Consider the following 18,145-nt stretch of genomic DNA (forward strand, 5'->3'; position numbering starts at 1 on the left):
CAACGCCGATGCCGGAATCGCATCACCCCTTGCGCAGCAGCACGTGCTTCTTCTTGCCGAAGGACAGCTTGATCACCCCGTCCTTCATGTCGCCGCTGCGCAGCACGGAGCGCTCATCGCTGACCTGGACGTCGTTGACGCGCAGGCCGCCGCTCTTCACCTGCCGCCGCGCCTCGCTGGTGGAGGGTAGCAGCCGCGCGTATTCGGGTCCGAAGGCGGTGAGCACGCCGATGCCGGCATCGAGCAGGTCGGCCGAGACCATGACGGTGGGCAGATCCGCCGCGACGGTGCCCTCGACGAAAGTCTTGCGCGCGGTTTCGGCGGCGGCCTCGGCCGCCTCGCGACCATGCATGAGGGCCGTCGCCTCCGTGGCGAGCGTCTTCTTGGCCTCGTTGATCTCGGCGCCACCGAGCGCTTCGAGCCGGGCGATCTCGTCCATGGGAAGCAGGGTGAACAGCTTGAGGAAGCGGCCGACATCGGCGTCCTCGGTGTTCCGCCAGAACTGCCAGTAATCGTAAGGGCTCAGCATGCCCGCATCGAGCCAGACGGCGCCGGCGGCGGTCTTGCCCATCTTGGCGCCGGACGCCGTGGTGAGCAGGGGACAGGTCAGGCCATAGAGCTGGGGCGTGCCCATGCGCCGGCCGAGATCGAGCCCCATGACGATGTTGCCCCACTGGTCCGAGCCGCCCATCTGGGCGACGCAGCCGTAGCGCCGGTTCAGCTCGACGAAGTCGTAGGACTGGAGGATCATGTAGTTGAACTCCAGGAACGAGAGCTCCTGATCGCGCTCCAGCCGCATCCGCACGCTGTCCATCGACAGCATCCGGTTCACCGAGAAGTGGCGGCCGATATCGCGCAGCATCTCGATGTAGTTGAGCTTCGTCAGCCACTCGGCGTTGTCGACCATCAGCGCCTCGGTCGTGCCCTCACCGAAGGTCAGGAACTTGGCGAAGGTCTTGCCGATGCCGAGCTTGTTCGACTCGATCTGCTCGAGCGTCAGGATCTTTCGGGTCTCGTCGCGGCCCGAGGGGTCGCCGACCCGGGTGGTGCCGCCGCCCATCAGGGCGATCGGCTTGCCGGCTTTCGTAGCCTGCAGCCAATGCAGCATCATGATCGAGAGCAGGTGGCCGATATGGAGCGAGGCCGCCGTGCAGTCGTAGCCGACATAGGTGGTCAGCCGGCCCTCCAGCGCCGCCGTGTCGATGCCTTCGAGATCGGAGGTCTGATGGATGTAGCCGCGCTCGGTCAGCACCCGCAGGAAATCGGATTTCGGCGCGAAGGGCTCGGCGGCGGTCATGTCGGATCGGTCTCGATGGTGGGCGTTGGTGGCGCGACAGGGCCGCGGCCGGCATGGTAGCTCCCCGAAACGCGAGGAACGGTCGGGCGGCTCTTAGCAGGGCCACCTGGGAAAGACGACGGGGCGTCGGGGCATGACGATGAAGCGCGCGATCGGCCTGATGAGCGGCACCTCTCTCGACGGGGTCGACGTCGCCCTGATCGAGACCGACGGCGAGCGGGTGCAGATCACCAAGGGCCGCAACAACTTCCTCGATCCGCTGGGGCCGACCGGCTACCGCGGCTACGAGGAGGAGGAGCGCACGCTGCTACGCCGGGCGACCCGCGACGCCGAGAGCGTGATCCTGCCGAGCGACCGGCCCGGACACCTGCCGGAGGCCGAGGTCTTCGTCACCCGGGCGCATGCGGAAGCGGTCGAGCGCTTCCTCGCCGACAACGGCCTGAGCGCGGCCGACATCGAAGTGATCGGCTTCCACGGCCAGACCGTGATCCACCGGCCCCAGGCGCGCATCAGCATCCAGATCGGCGACGGCCAGGCGCTGGCCGACCGCGTCGGCATTCCCGTCGTGTCGGACCTCCGCCGGGCCGACATCGACGCGGGCGGGCAGGGGGCGCCGCTGGTGCCGATCTTTCACAAGGCGCTCGCCGAAGCCGCGGGCTTCGAGGGCGCCTTCGGCATCCTCAACATCGGCGGCGTCGCCAACGCGACGCTGATCGACTCACGCGGCGGCGTCGTCGCCTTCGACACGGGCCCCGGCAACGCGCTGATCGACGAGTGGATGCAGGAGCGCGAGAACAAGAACCTCGACGACGGCGGCCGCACCGCCGCCCGCGGCAAGCCCGACGACCAGCTGCTCGCCTGGCTGCTGCAGCACCCGTTCTTCGCCAAGACCCCGCCGAAGTCCCTCGACCGCAACTGGTTCTCCCACAAGCTCGCCGGGCAGCTCTCCACCGAGGACGGCGCCGCCACGCTCACGGCCTTCACGGCGCGGGCCGTGCTGCTCGCCCTCGACCACGCCCCGGAGCGGCCGACGCGTTGGGTGATCGCAGGCGGGGGCGCCAAGAACGGCGAGCTGATGCGGCTGCTCACCACCCTGCTCGACGCCGAGATCCTGATGGCCGACGCCATCGGCTGGTCCTCCGCCTTCCTTGAGGCGCAGGCCTTCGCCTACCTCGCCATGCGCACGCTGAAGGACCTGCCGATCACGTTCCCAAGTACGACCGGGGTGAGCCGGCCGATTTCGGGGGGCGTGCTGTCGCGGCCGCGGTGAGCGGTCTTGCGCCGCACCAGTTCTGCCATCCCCCAACGATCCTCATGCTGAGGCGCCCGCGCCAGCGGGCCTCGAAGCACGGCCGACGCTCCTGCAGGCCGACCAGCGGCTCGTGATCTTGGAGGAACCGATACCGTGCTTCGAGGCCGCTCCGCGGCACCCAGCATGAGGAGCGTGGCAGGTGCCAGTTGTGGCATCGCCTGAGGACAGAACCTGGAGGTCCGTCACATTGGCTCCGGACGATCTCGCACCGGGTCGCGGCGGCGGCTAGGCTTGGCCGAAGGTCGAGCCGGAGACGATGGAATGGAGCAGCAGCTTCGCACGGGCGCCGTCGCCATCGGAATCCTGCTGACCGGCATCGTGCCGGCCGCGGCCTTCGACTGCGCCAAGGCCCGCCTCCCCATCGAGACGGCGATCTGCGCCGACCACGCCGCCAAGGCCTCGGACGACGCCATGGAGGCCGCCTTCGAGACCCTGCGCCCGGCCCTCGCCGGCCCGCAGAATCAGGCGGCGCTCGACGACCAGCGCGCCTGGCTCAAGCAGCGCAACACGGACTGCCTGCGGAACAAGACTCCTGCATCCTGCATCGCGGACGCGAACCGCGCCCGCATCGGCATCCTCACCGCCCAGCCGGAATCCGGCCCCGGCCTGGAACGCCGGCCGCAGCCGTTCTTCGTCCGTCAGGCCGGCAGTCGCGCCAAGGTCGACGTGGCCCTTCAACTCTACAAGTTTGCCGAGCCGGCCTCTCCCGGCGAGCGGCTCCTGAACGCCCGCACCGACGAAACCGCCGCCAAGACCGACTTCAGGAAGGAGGAGCCGGAGGACCGCGACTGGAGCCGCGAGGAGAGCTGGACGATCGCCTATGCCTCGCCCGTCTTCCTCTCGGTCTGGGCCGCGAGCTACGATTACAGCGGCGGCGCCCATGGCAGTACCGGCGGCCGGGGCATCCACATCGACTTGCGTAGGGGCCGCATCCTCACCTTCGCCGACCTGTTCGACGCCAAGGCCGCCACCGAGATCGAGAGACGCTGCCTCAAGCAGATCAAGGCCGAGAAGATCGAGCGCGGCGCCGGCGACGACGACCAGACCGATCTGCCCAAGCAGGTGGCGGAGGTGGTGAAGGACCTCGGCAACTGGTCCATCAAGGAGAAGGCCGCCTCGGTCTATTTCGCCCACTATGCCATCGCCTCCTACGCCAAGGGCACCTATGACTGCGACCTGCCGATGGACGTGCTGAACACGCTGTCGAAGGTGCCGCTGCCGCCGCGTTGAGCGATGGCCGTCATGCGCCTGGGCGTTTGTGCCTCCCGGCCTCCCGCGCTAGAGCGGGCCTCACGATGTCCCACAACACGTTCGGCCACCTGTTCCGCGTCACCACCTTCGGCGAGAGCCACGGGGTCGCCCTCGGCTGCGTGGTCGACGGCTGCCCGCCCGGCCTCGCGCTGGAGGTGGAGGAGATCCAGGCAGAGCTCGACCGGAGGAAGCCCGGCCAGTCACGCTTCACCACGCAGCGCCGCGAGCCCGACGAGGTCAGGATCCTGTCCGGCGTCTTCGCCGACGACCGCACCGGAGGACGCCAGCTCACCACCGGGACGCCGATCGCGCTGGTGATCGAGAACACCGACCAGCGCTCGAAGGACTATTCCGAGATCCGAGACAGCTACCGCCCGGGTCACGCCGACTACGCTTACGACGTCAAGTACGGGTTTCGCGACTATCGCGGCGGTGGGCGTTCCTCGGCCCGCGAGACGGCGGCGCGGGTCGCGGCAGGCGCCATTGCGCGCAAGGTGCTGCCGGGCGTCAGCATCCGCGCCGCGCTGGTGCAGATGGGGCCGCACGCCATCGACCGCGCGAACTGGGATTGGGACGAGGTCGGCCGCAATCCCTTCTTCTGTCCGGATGCCGCCGCAGCCGCGACCTACGAAAAATTCCTCGACGAGATCCGAAAAACCGGCTCGTCGATCGGTGCGGTGATCGAGGTGGTGGCCGAGGGCGTGCCCGTCGGCCTCGGCGCGCCGGTCTACGGCAAGCTCGATGCTGATCTCGCGGCGGCGATGATGTCGATCAACGCGGTCAAGGGTGTCGAGATCGGCGACGGCTTCGCCTCGGCTGCGCTCCGCGGCGAGGACAACGCCGACGAGATGCGCTCCGGCAACGATGGCCCCGCCTTCCTCGCCAACCATGCCGGCGGCGTCCTCGGCGGCATTTCCACCGGGCAGCCGGTGGTGGTGCGCTTCGCGGTGAAGCCGACCTCCTCGATCCTGACGCCGCGCCGCACCGTCACCCGAGACAATCGCGACGTCGAGATCGTCACCAAGGGCCGCCACGATCCCTGCGTGGGCATCCGCGCCGTCCCTGTGGCTGAGGCCATGATGGCGTGCGTGCTCGCCGATCACTATCTGCGCCATCGCGGGCAGGTCGGCGAACCGGCCCGCGGCGCCTGAACAAGAATTCGGAACGGACAGTGACCCAGCATTCCCGCGTCTCCGAGGCCGTCGAGGCCTTCGCCCGTGGCGAGATCGTCGTCGTGACCGACGACGACGATCGCGAGAATGAGGGCGACCTCGTCGTCGCCGCCTCGCTCTGCACACCGGAAAAGATGGCGTTCATCATCCGCAACACGTGCGGCATCGTCTGCGCGCCGGTGACGCTCGACGAGGCGCGCCGGCTGAACCTCGCCCCAATGGTCGCCTCGAACGACGCGCCGCTGGGCACGGCTTTCACGGTGACGGTCGACGTGAAGCATGGGCTGACCACGGGCATCTCGGCCGAGCAGCGCTGCAACACGGTGCGGGCGCTGGCCAACGGCAACATGGGCGCGACGGATTTCGTGCGCCCCGGCCATGTCTTCCCGCTGATCGCCCGCGACGGCGGCGTGCTGATGCGCTCGGGCCATACGGAAGCCGCCGTCGACCTCTGCAAGCTCGCCGAACTGCCGCCCGTCGGCGTGATCTGCGAGCTCGCCAACGACGACGGCACCGTGATGAAGGGGCCGCAGATCGACGCCTTCGCCGAGACGCACGGCCTCAAGCGCGTCTCCGTCGCCGACATGATCGCCTACCGCCAGGCCCGCGACCGGCTAGTCGAGCGCGTCGGCAGCTTCCCGGTGAAGACCGAGCACGGCCCGATGACGGGCTACGCCTACGTCACGCCCTTCGAGACGATCCAGCAATTCGCCTTTGTGCACGGCGAGATCGGCGACGGGCGCGACGTGCTGGTACGCCTGCACCGCTCGAACGTGGTTGCCGACGTGATCGAGGGCGGCCGGCAGATCGACTGCGTGATGCGTCGCTTCGCGAAGGAGGGCAGGGGGATCCTCGTCTACCTGCGCGACGGCACCGCCGGCGTCCCGCTCTCGCGCTATGCGGAGGAGGGCGCCGAGGCGCAACGCGTGCGGCAGTGGCGCGAGGTCGGCCTCGGCGCCCAGATCCTGCGCGACCTCGGCGTCAGCTCGATCCGCAACCTCGCGACCTCGTCGCGCGCCTATGTCGGGCTGTCGGGTTTTGGGATCGAGCTTTTAGGGGATGAGCCGCTGGAGGGGTAAAGGCCCCTTCGAGCGCAAGCCCTCCCTCGGCCGCGAGCTTGCGGATTTACACATCGCCGACGGCGACGATGCATTGCCCGCTCCATGGCGCTCTCCTCCCCCTTGCGGAGAGGAGGTAGGAGGTGGGGGTGCTGCAGACGGGACCGGGACGCTCGGTCCTGAACCACCCCCACCCCCTGACCCCTCCTCGCAAGGGGGAGGGAAACGCGCTTTGGCTGAAAGCCCTTGTCGTGTGCGAAGCCGACTTGTGCACCCGCAAGCCCCTCGGCGGGGGTGAGATCCGCGTCGCCAATCTCGAACCACCGAAGGCTTACAGTGACCGAAGGTCTACTCTTTCCGGGCCGGAGCTTCGCCGCGTTCCTCTTCGACATGGATGGCACGGTGCTGACCTCGATCGCCTCTGCCGAGCGGGTCTGGTCGCGCTGGGCGGCGCGTCACGGCCTCGATGTCGCGGCCTTCCTGCCGACGATCCACGGGGTGCGCACCGTGGAGACCATCGCCCGGCTCGGCCTGCCCGGCGTCGATCCGCAAGCGGAAGCCGATGCGATCATGCAGGCCGAGATGGTGGACGTCGCCGATGTCGATCCCATCGCGGGAGCCGCCCGATTCCTCGCATCGTTGCCGCCCGAGTGCTGGGCGATCGTGACCTCGGCCCCCCGGAAGCTCGCGGAATGCAGGCTCGCAGCCGCCGGCCTGCCCCTGCCGCCGCTGATGATCGCCGCCGAGGATGTCGCGCACGGCAAGCCCGCGCCCGACTGCTTCCGGCTCGCCGCGGACACACTTGGAGTTTCCGCCGACGCGTGTCTCGTGTTCGAGGATGCGCCGGCCGGCATCGCGGCAGCGGAGGCCGCCGACGCGGCTGTCGTCGTCATCACTGCCACGCATACGAAGGTCGTCGAATCGCGGCACCCGGCGCGGGCGAACTACGAGAACTTGGCCGTTCTGTTCGAGCCGGATGGCAGACTTACCTTGATGTCGGTCGCGTAGCGGACGGGTACGCGCCTGGATCCTTACCGCCCCATCAGTGCATCGACATGGGCCGCGACTGAGCGGCTCAAACCTTCGAGGTCGTAGCCGCCCTCCAGCACCGAGACGACGCGGCCTCCGCCGTGCTTGTGCGCGATTTCCATCAGCCGGCGCGTCGCCCACCCGAAATCGGATTCGTCGAGCCGCAGGTTCGCCAGCGGGTCCAGGTGATGCGCGTCGAACCCGGCCGAGATCACGATGAGGTCGGGGGCGAAGGCGTCGAGCCGGGACACGATCCCGGCCTCGAACGCCTCACGAAACACAGCGCCGTCGTCTCCGGCCTTGAGCGGCACGTTGACGATGGTGTCGTGATCGCCCCGCTCCCCCTTCGCGCCGGTGCCGGGAAACAGCGGCATCTGGTGGGTCGAGGCGTACATCACGTCCCTGTCGTCCCAGAAGATGTCCTGGGTGCCGTTGCCGTGGTGGACGTCCCAGTCGACGATCGCGACGCGGGTGGCGCCGTGGGCCTTGCGGGCGTGGCGCGCGGCGATCGCCGCGGTGTTGAACAGGCAGAAGCCCATCGGCGTGGCGCGCTCGGCGTGATGGCCCGGCGGCCGCATCGCCACGAAGGCGTTGGCGCATTCTCCGGCCATCACCGCGTCGACCGCGTGCGTCGCCCCGCCGACGGCATGCAGCACCGCCTTCAAGGTGCCGGGCGACATCAGCGTGTCCGAATCGATCTGGACGAAGCCCTCATCCGGCGAGGCCCTGGCGATCATCTCGACGTACTCGGCCGGGTGCGCCAACTCCGCCGTCGCGAGTTCGGCGCGCGGGGCGAGGCAGCGGACGAGCGCGGAGAAGCTCTCGCGCTCCAAGGCACGTTCGACCGCCCGGATGCGGGCAGGGCGCTCCGGGTGCCCCTCCGGCATGACGTGGTCGAGGGAGCAGGGATGGCTCACGTACAGCGTGGTCACGATCATCCTCCCGGCGCGGAGCCGTTTCCGCGGGCAGCTCTCGCTGTCTCATCTTGGCAACAAGCGCAGCAAATGCGCAACGGTTCCGCTTGGCAAGACCAGCTTGCCACAGTCCTGGCCACGAAGCTCAGCAATATAGCGCAAACCCCATCGTGCGATCCGGCGGGGACCTTCGCCTATCGGGGCAACCACGTCATGCGTTCCCATCTCGCACTCCTCGCCCTCGCCCCGCTCGGCGCGTCGCTCGCCGGCTGCATGTCGGAACGGGCTGCGTTGCCACCGGTTCAGCTCGCTGCCCTGACACCTCCCGGCACCGTCGGCCCCGGAGGCGTGAAGCCCATGGAAATCCCGCCTCCCCCGCCGTTCTTTCCGCCGGGTCCCGAGCGCGACCGTGAATGGCTGAAGCTCGCGCCGTCCGCCCAGATCAACGATCCCGAGCTCCGGCGTACCGTCATCGATTATCCGACGAAGGAGAAGCCCGGGACGATCATCGTGTCGACGGCGGAAAAGCGCCTGTACTTCGTCATGCCGGGCGGTCAGGCGATGCGCTACCCGGTCTCCGTCGGCAAGGAAGGCGCCTCCTGGTCCGGCACGGCCAATGTCGACCGCAAGATGGAATGGCCGGACTGGAACCCGCCGAAGGAGATGCTCGCGCGCAAGCCCGAGCTGCCCACACGGCTCGAAGGCGGCCCGCTCAACCCGATCGGCGCGCGCTCGCTGTTCCTCGCTCAGAACGGCAAGGACACGCTGTTCCGCATCCACGGCACCAACGAACCCGAGAAGATCGGCCAATCGGTCTCGTCCGGCTGCATCCGGATGCTCAATGAGGATGCGATGGACCTCTATACCCGCGTTCCGATCGGGACGAAGGTCGTGGTGCTCTAGGCTCGCGCATCGACCCACCGGACATGAGACGCGGAGCGACGGGGCGGCACAGGGTGCCGCCCCGAATTGTTTTGGCGTGCACCGTCGTGCGCTCGCGCCTTCCTGCGCAAATCGGCAAAAAGCGGCGGATTGCCGATACCATTTCGAAAGCACCAATCGTGATGGCGCTTTAACCTGAAATTCCGTTCAGATTTGGCCGTTAACCTCTGAGAGCAATCCCGGATCGTACAGTCACGACATACAGAAACACGGGACCGGCGCAACACAAGCCGGAAGGAAGCAGGACATGAGCAACGTTTCACTTCAACTCTTCTGCAACCGTATTGCCGAGGCCGGTCGCATCACGCGGGACGACGTGCGGAGCCTCAGCGAGACCTACCTTGCCGATGGCCTGACGCATCGCGACGAAGCCGACCTGCTGCTCGCTCTCGATCGGGCCGTGACCGACAAGGACGCGAGCTTCGCCGACCTGCTCATCGCCCTGGTGGTCGATTTCGCGGTCTGGGGCGAGCGCTCGACGGGTGCCGTCAATCGGGATGCCGCAGGGTGGCTCGCCGCCTCGATCGCGGGGCGCTCGGGACCGACCCCGACCGGTTCGCGGATCGCGATGGACGTCGTGCGCGAAGCCCAATGGAGCGACGAAGCCCTCGTGGCCTTCGCCCTGGAAGCCAACCGCTGGACGCGCCAGCCCGTGGCCATGCGCCGCCAGCATTTCGCGCTCGCCGCCTGAACCGAGGCACATCCCTGCAGGTAGGATCGTATTCACTTTCGCCGGTCGCCCGGCACAGCTTTCGCCGGCTGCGCAAGTGCTTTATCGGAATGCAGCCGGGGTTTGGCCCCGACGCTCGTCCGATGACGCTTCCTCCCACTTGCGGCCCGCGATGTTCGAAAAGATCCTGATTGCCAACCGGGGCGAGATCGCCTGCCGCATCATCAAGACGGCCCGCCGGATGGGCATCAAGACGGTGGCGGTCTATTCGGACGCCGACCGTGACGCCGTCCACGTCGCCATGGCCGACGAGGCGGTTCATATCGGTCCCGCATCGGCCGCGGAATCCTATCTCGTCATCGACAAGATCATCGACGCCTGCAAGCAGACCGGCGCACAGGCCGTGCATCCGGGCTACGGCTTTCTGTCCGAACGTGAATCCTTCCCGAAGGCGCTCGCGGCCGCCGGCATCACCTTCATCGGGCCGAACCCGGGCGCGATCGCCGCCATGGGCGACAAGATCGAGTCGAAGAAGGCCGCCGCCGCCGCCAACGTCTCGACCGTCCCCGGCTTCCTCGGGGTGATCACCGACGCCGAGCATGCTGTGAAGATCGCCGACGAGATCGGCTATCCCGTCATGATCAAGGCCTCGGCCGGCGGCGGCGGCAAGGGCATGCGCATCGCCGAATCCGCGGGTGAGGTGAAGGAAGGCTTCGATCGCGCCAAGTCCGAGGCCTCGTCCTCCTTCGGCGACGATCGCGTCTTCATCGAGAAGTTCATCACCGATCCGCGCCACATCGAAATCCAGGTGATCGGCGACAAGCACGGCAACGTGATCTACCTCGGCGAGCGCGAGTGCTCGATCCAGCGCCGCAACCAGAAGGTCATCGAGGAAGCCCCGAGCCCGCTCCTCGACGAAGAGACGCGCCGAAAGATGGGCGAGCAGGCCGTCGCTCTCGCCAAGGCCGTCGACTACGACTCGGCCGGCACCGTCGAGTTCGTCGCCGGCCAGGACAAGTCCTTCTACTTCCTCGAGATGAACACCCGGCTCCAGGTCGAGCACCCGGTCACCGAGATGATCACCGGGCTCGACCTCGTCGAGCTGATGATCCGGGTCGCGGCCGGCGAGACGCTACCGCTCGCCCAGGACGACGTGAAGCTCAACGGCTGGGCGGTGGAGAGCCGCGTCTACGCCGAGGACCCGACCCGAAACTTCCTGCCCTCCATCGGACGCCTCACCACCTACCGGCCCCCGGCCGAGGGGCCGTCGGGCGAGGCGATCGTGCGCAACGATACCGGCGTGGAGGAAGGCGGCGAGATCGCCATCCACTACGATCCGATGATCGCCAAGCTGGTGACCTGGGCGCCGACCCGTCTGCAGGCCATCGAGGCGCAGGGCACCGCCCTCGACGCCTTCGCCATCGACGGCATCCGCCACAACATTCCGTTCCTGGCGACGCTGATGGCGCATCCGCGCTGGCGCGAGGGCAACCTCTCGACGGGCTTCATCAAGGAGGAATTCCCGGAGGGCTTCGTCGCGCCCGCTCCCGAAGGCGCGGTCGCGCTGCGGCTCGCGGCCGTGGCGGCGGCGATCGACCACAAGCTCAACGTGCGCAAGCGCGGGATCTCCGGCCAGATGCGCGATCCGGAACTGCTGCATTTCGAGCGCGAGCGCGTGGTGCACCTCGGCGACCAGACCTTCGACGTCACCGTCGCCACCATCGGCAACGACCTCGTCGTCACGAGCGCGGACGGCACGGTGACGCCCGTGCTCAGCGACTGGCGTCCGGGCGAGCCGGTCTGGACCGGCACCGTCGGCGAGGAGCAGGTCGCGATCCAGGTCCGCAGCGTGCTCAACGGCGTCTTCCTGCAGCATGCCGGCGCCGCCGCGAACGCCCGCGTCTACACGCGCCGCGAGGCCGAACTCGCCGCACTGATGCCCGTCAAGGAGACCGGCGATTCCGGCAAGCAGCTGCTCTGCCCGATGCCCGGCCTCGTGAAGCAGATCCTGGTCGAGGAAGGCCAGGAGGTGAAGGTCGGCGAGCCGCTCGCCATCGTCGAGGCCATGAAGATGGAGAACGTGCTGCGCGCCGAGCGCGACGGCAAGATATCCACGATCGCGGCGAAGGAGGGCGACAGCCTGGCGGTGGACGAGGTGATCCTCGAATTCGCGTGAGCGTATGCCGCGAGGACAACGGCCGCCCGGACTATCCGACCTCGCCTACGATGAGCGGGCGAAGCTTTCGGCCACGGGGCTCGACAACGAGGCTGTTGCGTTCATCGTGGTCGGCGTCGTGACGCCGGTCACCGCAGTGAATTTCGGCGTTCCGTCCGCGCCGGCCATCAGCGTCTAAACGGCGATTTTCGCCGGCATTTGGTTCTGCGCCGCGACGGACCGACATTGGCTTGGACGACGCGTTCTACGGAGTCTCAAGCCGTGAATTCCGGCCAGATCTTCGCCACCTTCGTGATCCCGGCTTTCGTCTTGACGGCAGCCTAGCTCGCCGTGCTCGCTCACGAGCGCGCTGGCCGGCGGCTCGATCGCAAGCCGCCGGGCGAGTGACTGCCGCGAACTGCGCTCAGCCTCACAGCTTCTCGATCAGCGCCGTCGCTGCAGCAGGGTTGCGGACTTTCGCCCCCGAGATGAAGAACGCGAAAACGTCTCGCTTCCGCTTCTCGGACGTGTCTCCACCGATCGTCGGCAGGTCGTCCGGCACACCGCCGGCAGCATACGTGTTCAGCCGCTTCGCCCACGTGTCGAGATCAGCCTCCGAATAGCCGGTCTCGACATCGGCCCGGCTCCGCTGCAGACGGAGATAAACGAAGTCGGCCGTAACGTCGGCGATGGTCGGGTGATCGGGATCGTCGAGCACCACCTGCGCCACCTCGGCCTTCGCCTCGCGCAGGAGCGCGACGAAGGCGGGATCCGCGAAGCTCTCGTGGCCGGCCTCGACGACATGGCGCAGCGGCCGCCCGTTCCACGCCACTGGCAGCAGCTCGAGGAACGCGGCGATGTCGTCGCGGTCGAACCTCTTGGTGGCGGGCAGTTGCCAGAGGATCGGTCCGAGCTTGTCGCCCATCGCCGTCGGTCCGGTCTCGAAGAACTTTTTGATCGACTCGGCGCCCTCGGCGAGCACCCGCCGGGTCGTCGTGTAGCGCGACGCCTTCAGCGAGAACCGGAAGCCCTCGGGCGTCTCGCTCGCCCATCGGCGAAACACCTCAGGCTTCTGAGAGCCATAGAAGGTGGCATTGATCTCGATGGCGGTCAGCCGCTCGGCCATGTAGGCGAGCTCTCCGGCCTTTCGGATTTCCTTCGGGTAGAACGCCCCGCGCCACTCCTCGAAGGACCAGCCGCCGACGCCGACATGGATTTGGCCGGCCATCAGGCGGGCCGCCCGTCTGTGGAATTCCGCCGCACGAAACGTCCCCGATCCCTTGTCCGCCGCTTGCCCGAGCTTATCGCCTCGGCCACGCGTCTCAAGCCCAGCACTCCCGCAAGGACCTCATGCCGCTCTACTTCGCCTACGGCGCCAACATGGATGCGGCCGAAATGGCGATCCGCTGCCCGGGCTCGCGGCTGATCGGTCGTGGCCGCCTCAACCGTCACCGCTTCATCATCATGAAGGAGGGCTACGCCTCCGTGGTGCGGGCTCCCGGCTCCACCGTGTGGGGCGTGCTCTGGGAGCTCTCGCTTTCCGATGTACCGGCGCTCGACCGCTACGAGGGCGTGGCCGGCGGGCTCTACGTGAAAGCCTCGCAGCCGGTCACGACGGATGTCGGAATCCGGCGGGCGCTGATCTATTTCGGGCGCAGCACCGCAGCCGGAGTCCCGCGGCCGGGTTATCTGGAGGACGTGCTTGCGGCGGCGCAGGCTGCGCAGTTGCCCGGTCCCTACGTCCAGGAGATCCGGGGCTGGCTGCGGCGGGCGCGGGCTTGAGCCACGCCGGCGATCGCCCGAGCACGGCAGACGGAGCAGCGCATTGAGCGAGACCAAGGCCATCCACGTCGTCATCCGCGGCCGCGTTCAGGGCGTATTCTACCGGAAGTGGACGCAGGCGCGGGCCCGACACCACGGTGTCGCCGGCTGGGTCCGCAACCGGGCGGACGGGGCCGTCGAGGGCGTGTTCTCCGGGTCGGCCGACGCGGTCGATGCCCTCGTCGCCGAGTGCAGAGACGGGCCGCCCGCCGCGCGGGTGGACGGAATCGACATCACAGCGGCCGAACCGGTCTCCACCCGGGGCTTCGCGGTCGCCGACTGAGGATGCATGGCTGTGTGAGGCTTGCCGAGAGCCCCCCCGCTCTATAGCCGCCGCTCATGACCTGTTCCGCTTGGTCCCTCCGAGGCGCCCGACGCCATGCCTGACTTCCGCGTCTTCTCGCCGCTCGACATCGTCGGCCTCGCGTTCTTCATCGCCGCGTGGCTCGGTTACGGCCTGGCGGTGCAGCGGCGGCGCGGGCATCTCAGTCTCAGCCGGATCATGCATGCCCAACGGCGCATCTGGGCGGAGCAGATGATCGGGCGGGACAACCGCGTCGTCGACACCACCATCAACGCCTCGCTCCAGAACGGCACCGCCTTCTTTGCCTCCACCTCGCTGATTGCGCTGGGATCCGTGCTGACGCTGTCGCGCTCGAGCGATGACGTGCTGTCGCTGTTCGGTTCGCTGCCCTTCGGTGTCGCGGCAAGCCGGGCGATCTGGGAGATCAAGGTCGCGGGGCTCGCGATCGTCTTCGTCTATGCCTTCTTCAAGTTTTCCTGGGCCTATCGCCTGTTCAATTACGGAGCGATCCTGATCGGGGCGGTTCCGCCGAAAGGATCCGGTGCCGACTACGAGACGATGCAGCGGGCTGCGCACCGCGCCGCGGCCATGAACATCGCGGCCGGCAACCATTTCGACCGGGGGCAGCGGGCCTTCTTCTTCGCGCTGGCCTATCTCGGCTGGTTCGTGAGCGCGGCGGTCCTGATCGGCGCGACCGGCGCCGTCGTCTGCGTGATGTGGCGGCGGCAGTTCGCCTCGGAAATCCGCACAGCCCTGCTCGCCGATGAGGATCAACGCGATGGCCGATGACGCCGAGATCGAAGCGACCATGCTGCGCCTCGTCGCGGAACGCGGGGTCGGCAAGACCTGCTGTCCCTCGGAGGTCGCCCGCGCGCTCGGCGGCCCGCATTCCGAGGGCTGGGGGCCGCTGATGCAGCCGGTGCGTCGAGTTGCGGTGCGCCTCACCAAGGAAGGCCGCATCGCGATTCTCCGCAAAGGCAAGCCGGTCGATCCGGACGATTTTCGCGGAATCTATCGACTCGGGCCGGCGCCCTGATGCTCGGAGGACTGATCCGGTCGCGTCGGTTCTACGGGGCGTGCCTCAGCGCCCGCCACGTGCCTTGAACAGCGCGTGCTCGACCCGGTCGCCGGTGCGGATCCCAAGCTTTTCTGCGGTGCCGGCATTGAGTTCGAGCACGGCCAGCACCGGCTCCCCCGACGGGATGACCTTGGTGGACAACGGCTCGGTGTCGGCAGCGACCCGCGCGACCGTACCGTCGGGCCGGATGAACACCATGTCGAGGGGAAGGTAGGTGTTCTTCATCCACATGCTGACCGGCTGGACCTGCTCGAAATCGAACAGCATGCCGCGGTCGGGCGCCATCACCTTGCGGAACATCAGGCCGCGGGCGCGGTCGGCGTCGCTTCGCATCACCTCGACCTTGAAGGCGCGGCGGCCGTTCCTGGTGACGATGCCGAGCGGTTCGGTGCGCGCTGCCGCCATGTCGTCCACCGCCACTTCGGCGCGAGCGGGGACGACGGAGATCGGGGCCGCCAGCAGAGCGGCGACCACCGCATGGACGACGCGGCGGCGAAGCAGACTTTTGGAGACCATCGCGGAAAGCAAACCGTCAGTGGGAGCTGGGAAGCGCCCCGTCGACGAGGCGGACTTCCGCCGCCATAGCACCCTTCGAGCCGTCGCCGTAGCGCACCAGGACGGTATCGCCCGGCTTCAGCTCAGCGATGCCGTAGCGGCGCAGGGTCTCCATGTGCACGAAAATGTCGGGCGTACCCTCGCCGCAGGAGAGGAAGCCGAAGCCGCGCAGGCGGTTGAACCATTTCACCACCGCGGTCTCCAGCCCGCTCGTCGGCGTCACGCTGACATGCGTGCGCGGCATCGGCAGTTCGGAGGGGTGGGTGGCGCTCGACTGATCCAGCGAGATGACCCGGAAGGCCTGCCAACCGCGCGGCCGTTCCACGGCCTCGACGACGATGCGCGCGCCTTCGCTCGCACCCTGGTGGCCGTCGCGACGCAGACAGGTGACGTGCAGCAGGATGTCCGGCGAGCCGTCGTCCGGCACGATGAACCCGAAGCCCTTGGAGACGTCGAACCACTTGATGTGCCCGGCGACCTCGATCAGGTCGACCGGACGCTCGGTCTCCGCCTCACGGCCCGACGGCGCGGCATCGTCCGACAGCCTGGCCGAGCGCAGCCCGATCTCGCTCATTCCGTGATCGTTCGACATGAAAGCAACCCGAACCGAACCGAATCACGGAGCGCGATTCTCACGGTAAATTAACAAAGTCCGGAATCGGCGGAAGCCCGTTCCCTCGGCAGGGATGCCCTCGAACATTGCATTTTTCAGCGATTCGGCAGTCTTGCCACAGTCATGAGCGCGGACACGCCTCGATCGACACGCAGTTCTCCGTGCGACCGAGAGGTATTCACGAATGCCGGCGTGACCGATCACGTTTCCGAGAGACTGTTGCTGACGCCCACGGGCATCGCCCGCGCCCGGTTAGGATGCTAGGCGAAATCCCATGCTCGACACCAGCCTGACCTCGAAGGCCGACACGACCTCGGACGATTCTCGCCCCCTCCGCATCGACGCCATCGACGCCGCCCGCGGCACGGCGCTCTTGGCGATGGCGGCCTATCACCTCACCTGGGATCTCGGCTTCCTGAAGGTCACGCCGCTCAACGCCGCGCTGACGCCGCCCGGCCGCCTCGCCGCCCACCTCATCGCCGGGAGCTTCCTGCTGCTCGTCGGGATCGGCCTCGTTCTCGCCACCCGGAACGGACTTCGCTGGCGGCCCTACCTGATCCGCCTCGCGCGGATCGGGGGCGCCGCGATCCTGATCACCGGGGTGACCTACTGGTTCATGCCGGACGGGTTCATCTTCTTCGGCATCCTGCATTGCATCGCCGTCGCCAGCATCCTGGCGCTGCCGCTGCTGATCATGCCGGCCGTGATCGGCATCCCGGCCAGCATTCTGGCCAGTGCCGTGTTCGTCCTCGGCGGCACGGTGCTGCGGCATCCGATGCTCGAAGCGTCGGAGCTGTTCTTCCTCGGTCTTGGCAGCCGTTTGCCCCAGACGAACGACTGGGTGCCACTGTTTCCCTGGTTCGGGATCGTGCTCGCGGGCATCGCCCTCACGCGAGCCGGCCTGCCGGCTTTCCTGCGCTCGCGCCTCGCACGCTGGCGGGCCGAGGAGCGGGTGGGCCGGGCCGCGACCTTCGCGGGGCGTCACAGCCTCGCGGTGTATCTCGTTCACCAGCCTGTGCTTTTCGGCTTGGTCTACGGGCTCGTCAGCCTGACCGGACCGCACCCGAACGCGGGCGTCGCGGAGTTTCGAAAGGAATTCCAGGGCAACTGCACCCGGACCGGCGGCGGCCCGGAGGCCTGCCGGATCGCCAGCCGCTGCGTCGCCGACGGGCTCCGGCGCGAAGGCCTCTGGGCCACCGGCGTGACCTTCACCATCGAGGAGCGGGCGAGGGCGCAGGCGCTCTCGCGGCAATGCTACGAGGCGGCGGAGGGCACATCGCCTCCGCCGTAAGATCGCGCAAAAACTGAGATGATCAGTCCTTGGCCCGTTCGACGTAGGAGCCGTCGGCGGTCAAAATGACGACGCGGGTTCCGGTCGCAACGTGGGGCGGAACCGAGGTGCGCACGCCGTTCGAGAGGATCGCCGGCTTGTAGGACGACGAGGCGGTCTGGCCCTTCATGGCCGGCTCAGTCTCGACGATCTCCAGGGTCACGCGCTGGGGCAGCTCGATCGTCAGCGGCACGCCGTTGTGCTGCGAGAGCATCACCGCCATGCCTTCCTGCAGGTAGGGGGCGGAGGAGCCGACGACGTCCTCGGGCACCGCAAGCTGCTCGTAGGTCTCGGGATTCATGAAGTGGAATCCCTCGCCGTCGCTGTAGAGGAAGGTGTGCTCGCGGTCCTCGACGAAGGCGCGCTCGACCTGCTCGGTGGTGCGGTAGCGCTCCGATACCTTCACGCCGTCGCTGATCCGGCGCATGTCGAGCTGCGTCACCGGCGTGCCCTTGCCGGGGTGGATGTTCTCCGCCGTCAGGATGACGTAGAGCTTGCCGTCCTTGTCGACGACATTGCCCTTGCGGAGCGTCGAGGCGATCACCTTCACGAGCGTAGACCTTGTTTTGACGAGGGCGCCGGGCCGGTGCGGCGACGCCGGAGCGAGACAATCTTGCAGCCCCTATCCCATCCGCCGCTTTCGT

Annotated in this window: 20 protein-coding genes; 14 read left to right on the forward strand and 6 right to left on the reverse strand. The window is 68.0% G+C overall.

Annotated features, from left to right (window positions below; genetic code table 11):
• Nucleotides 1-22: 22 nt before the first annotated feature.
• Complete coding sequence (gene tyrS / locus MHA02_RS03345) at nucleotides 23-1,297, reverse strand: tyrosine--tRNA ligase (protein WP_147076543.1); 1,275 nt, start codon at nucleotides 1,295-1,297, stop codon at nucleotides 23-25.
• A gap of 133 nt (nucleotides 1,298-1,430) precedes the next feature.
• Here tyrS and MHA02_RS03350 point away from each other — a divergent pair, with 133 nt between their 5' ends.
• From MHA02_RS03350 to MHA02_RS03370, 5 genes are all read left to right on the forward strand, one after another.
• Complete coding sequence (locus MHA02_RS03350; protein WP_147076544.1) at nucleotides 1,431-2,567, forward strand: anhydro-N-acetylmuramic acid kinase; 1,137 nt, start codon at nucleotides 1,431-1,433, stop codon at nucleotides 2,565-2,567.
• A 303-nt stretch (nucleotides 2,568-2,870) separates the two neighbouring features.
• The gene (locus tag MHA02_RS03355; protein ID WP_147076545.1) at nucleotides 2,871-3,839 is read left to right on the forward strand and encodes a lysozyme inhibitor LprI family protein; all 969 of its coding nucleotides are present in this window, start codon (nucleotides 2,871-2,873) and stop codon (nucleotides 3,837-3,839) included.
• Between the two features lie 65 nt (nucleotides 3,840-3,904).
• The gene (gene aroC, locus MHA02_RS03360; RefSeq protein WP_147076546.1) at nucleotides 3,905-5,011 is read left to right on the forward strand and encodes a chorismate synthase; all 1,107 of its coding nucleotides are present in this window, start codon (nucleotides 3,905-3,907) and stop codon (nucleotides 5,009-5,011) included.
• A gap of 20 nt (nucleotides 5,012-5,031) precedes the next feature.
• Entirely contained in the window at nucleotides 5,032-6,111 is a 1,080-nt protein-coding gene (ribB, locus tag MHA02_RS03365) for a 3,4-dihydroxy-2-butanone-4-phosphate synthase (RefSeq protein ID WP_147076547.1), read from the forward strand.
• A 369-nt stretch (nucleotides 6,112-6,480) separates the two neighbouring features.
• A complete protein-coding gene (locus MHA02_RS03370) occupies nucleotides 6,481-7,098 on the forward strand; it encodes an HAD-IA family hydrolase (protein WP_147076593.1) in 618 nt (205 codons plus the stop codon).
• A gap of 23 nt (nucleotides 7,099-7,121) precedes the next feature.
• On the opposite strand, the gene MHA02_RS03375 is transcribed toward MHA02_RS03370, so the two are convergent.
• Nucleotides 7,122-8,051, reverse strand: a complete 930-nt coding sequence (locus MHA02_RS03375; RefSeq protein WP_147076548.1) for a histone deacetylase family protein — start codon at nucleotides 8,049-8,051, stop codon at nucleotides 7,122-7,124.
• A gap of 195 nt (nucleotides 8,052-8,246) precedes the next feature.
• Between MHA02_RS03375 and MHA02_RS03380 the strand changes: the two genes are divergently transcribed.
• The 4 genes from MHA02_RS03380 (at nucleotide 8,247) to MHA02_RS03395 (ending at nucleotide 11,999) form a co-directional block, all read left to right on the forward strand.
• Entirely contained in the window at nucleotides 8,247-8,936 is a 690-nt protein-coding gene (locus tag MHA02_RS03380) for a L,D-transpeptidase (RefSeq protein WP_238180329.1), read from the forward strand.
• A 286-nt stretch (nucleotides 8,937-9,222) separates the two neighbouring features.
• A complete protein-coding gene (locus tag MHA02_RS03385; RefSeq protein WP_147076549.1) occupies nucleotides 9,223-9,666 on the forward strand; it encodes a hypothetical protein in 444 nt (147 codons plus the stop codon).
• A 151-nt stretch (nucleotides 9,667-9,817) separates the two neighbouring features.
• Nucleotides 9,818-11,821, forward strand: a complete 2,004-nt coding sequence (locus MHA02_RS03390) for an acetyl-CoA carboxylase biotin carboxylase subunit (RefSeq protein WP_147076550.1) — start codon at nucleotides 9,818-9,820, stop codon at nucleotides 11,819-11,821.
• Nucleotides 11,822-11,825: 4 nt separating this feature from the next.
• Nucleotides 11,826-11,999, forward strand: a complete 174-nt coding sequence (locus tag MHA02_RS03395; RefSeq protein WP_238180328.1) for a hypothetical protein — start codon at nucleotides 11,826-11,828, stop codon at nucleotides 11,997-11,999.
• Between the two features lie 231 nt (nucleotides 12,000-12,230).
• Here MHA02_RS03395 and MHA02_RS03400 read toward each other — a convergent pair whose 3' ends face one another.
• Nucleotides 12,231-13,028, reverse strand: coding sequence for a DUF72 domain-containing protein (locus MHA02_RS03400; RefSeq protein ID WP_147076551.1), 798 nt, complete (start codon nucleotides 13,026-13,028; stop codon nucleotides 12,231-12,233).
• A gap of 122 nt (nucleotides 13,029-13,150) precedes the next feature.
• Here MHA02_RS03400 and MHA02_RS03405 point away from each other — a divergent pair, with 122 nt between their 5' ends.
• The 4 genes from MHA02_RS03405 to MHA02_RS03420 all read left to right on the forward strand — a co-directional run bounded on the left by MHA02_RS03405 (nucleotide 13,151) and on the right by MHA02_RS03420 (nucleotide 14,961).
• Nucleotides 13,151-13,582 (forward strand): gamma-glutamylcyclotransferase family protein, encoded by a 432-nt coding sequence (locus MHA02_RS03405; protein ID WP_147076552.1) that lies wholly within the window; start codon nucleotides 13,151-13,153, stop codon nucleotides 13,580-13,582.
• 43 nt (nucleotides 13,583-13,625) lie between these two features.
• A complete protein-coding gene (locus tag MHA02_RS03410; RefSeq protein WP_147076553.1) occupies nucleotides 13,626-13,904 on the forward strand; it encodes an acylphosphatase in 279 nt (92 codons plus the stop codon).
• A 96-nt stretch (nucleotides 13,905-14,000) separates the two neighbouring features.
• Nucleotides 14,001-14,714, forward strand: a complete 714-nt coding sequence (locus tag MHA02_RS03415) for a DUF599 domain-containing protein (RefSeq protein ID WP_147076554.1) — start codon at nucleotides 14,001-14,003, stop codon at nucleotides 14,712-14,714.
• Nucleotides 14,704-14,961 (forward strand): DUF3253 domain-containing protein, encoded by a 258-nt coding sequence (locus MHA02_RS03420; protein ID WP_147076555.1) that lies wholly within the window; start codon nucleotides 14,704-14,706, stop codon nucleotides 14,959-14,961. Before MHA02_RS03415 ends, MHA02_RS03420 begins: the two co-directional genes overlap by 11 nt.
• A gap of 45 nt (nucleotides 14,962-15,006) precedes the next feature.
• Here the strand turns inward: MHA02_RS03420 and MHA02_RS03425 are convergent, their stop codons facing one another.
• Nucleotides 15,007-15,519 (reverse strand): DUF192 domain-containing protein, encoded by a 513-nt coding sequence (locus MHA02_RS03425; RefSeq protein WP_147076556.1) that lies wholly within the window; start codon nucleotides 15,517-15,519, stop codon nucleotides 15,007-15,009.
• Between the two features lie 16 nt (nucleotides 15,520-15,535).
• On the reverse strand, nucleotides 15,536-16,132 hold the full coding sequence (locus MHA02_RS03430; RefSeq protein ID WP_238180327.1) for a cold-shock protein: 597 nt from the start codon (nucleotides 16,130-16,132) through the stop codon (nucleotides 15,536-15,538).
• A 313-nt stretch (nucleotides 16,133-16,445) separates the two neighbouring features.
• Here MHA02_RS03430 and MHA02_RS03435 point away from each other — a divergent pair, with 313 nt between their 5' ends.
• Nucleotides 16,446-17,462, forward strand: coding sequence for an acetyltransferase domain-containing protein (locus MHA02_RS03435; RefSeq protein ID WP_147076558.1), 1,017 nt, complete (start codon nucleotides 16,446-16,448; stop codon nucleotides 17,460-17,462).
• Nucleotides 17,463-17,484: 22 nt separating this feature from the next.
• Here MHA02_RS03435 and efp read toward each other — a convergent pair whose 3' ends face one another.
• A complete protein-coding gene (gene efp, locus MHA02_RS03440) occupies nucleotides 17,485-18,051 on the reverse strand; it encodes an elongation factor P (RefSeq protein ID WP_147076559.1) in 567 nt (188 codons plus the stop codon).
• Nucleotides 18,052-18,145 lie beyond the last annotated feature (94 nt).

This window comes from Methylobacterium haplocladii (assembly GCF_007992175.1).
Taxonomy (GTDB): domain Bacteria; phylum Pseudomonadota; class Alphaproteobacteria; order Rhizobiales; family Beijerinckiaceae; genus Methylobacterium; species Methylobacterium haplocladii.

Coding starts and splice junctions, on each gene's coding strand:
- tyrS (WP_147076543.1), bottom strand. CDS start 1,297: ATGACCGCCGCCGAGCCCTTCGCGCCGAAATCCGATTTCCTGCGGGTG.
- MHA02_RS03350 (WP_147076544.1), top strand. CDS start 1,431: ATGACGATGAAGCGCGCGATCGGCCTGATGAGCGGCACCTCTCTCGAC.
- MHA02_RS03355 (WP_147076545.1), top strand. CDS start 2,871: ATGGAGCAGCAGCTTCGCACGGGCGCCGTCGCCATCGGAATCCTGCTG.
- aroC (WP_147076546.1), top strand. CDS start 3,905: ATGTCCCACAACACGTTCGGCCACCTGTTCCGCGTCACCACCTTCGGC.
- MHA02_RS03370 (WP_147076593.1), top strand. CDS start 6,481: ATGGATGGCACGGTGCTGACCTCGATCGCCTCTGCCGAGCGGGTCTGG.
- MHA02_RS03380 (WP_238180329.1), top strand. CDS start 8,247: ATGCGTTCCCATCTCGCACTCCTCGCCCTCGCCCCGCTCGGCGCGTCG.
- MHA02_RS03385 (WP_147076549.1), top strand. CDS start 9,223: ATGAGCAACGTTTCACTTCAACTCTTCTGCAACCGTATTGCCGAGGCC.
- MHA02_RS03390 (WP_147076550.1), top strand. CDS start 9,818: ATGTTCGAAAAGATCCTGATTGCCAACCGGGGCGAGATCGCCTGCCGC.
- MHA02_RS03395 (WP_238180328.1), top strand. CDS start 11,826: ATGCCGCGAGGACAACGGCCGCCCGGACTATCCGACCTCGCCTACGAT.
- MHA02_RS03400 (WP_147076551.1), bottom strand. CDS start 13,028: ATGGCCGGCCAAATCCATGTCGGCGTCGGCGGCTGGTCCTTCGAGGAG.
- MHA02_RS03405 (WP_147076552.1), top strand. CDS start 13,151: ATGCCGCTCTACTTCGCCTACGGCGCCAACATGGATGCGGCCGAAATG.
- MHA02_RS03415 (WP_147076554.1), top strand. CDS start 14,001: ATGCCTGACTTCCGCGTCTTCTCGCCGCTCGACATCGTCGGCCTCGCG.
- MHA02_RS03420 (WP_147076555.1), top strand. CDS start 14,704: ATGGCCGATGACGCCGAGATCGAAGCGACCATGCTGCGCCTCGTCGCG.
- MHA02_RS03425 (WP_147076556.1), bottom strand. CDS start 15,519: ATGGTCTCCAAAAGTCTGCTTCGCCGCCGCGTCGTCCATGCGGTGGTC.
- MHA02_RS03430 (WP_238180327.1), bottom strand. CDS start 16,132: ATGAGCGAGATCGGGCTGCGCTCGGCCAGGCTGTCGGACGATGCCGCG.
- MHA02_RS03435 (WP_147076558.1), top strand. CDS start 16,446: ATGCTCGACACCAGCCTGACCTCGAAGGCCGACACGACCTCGGACGAT.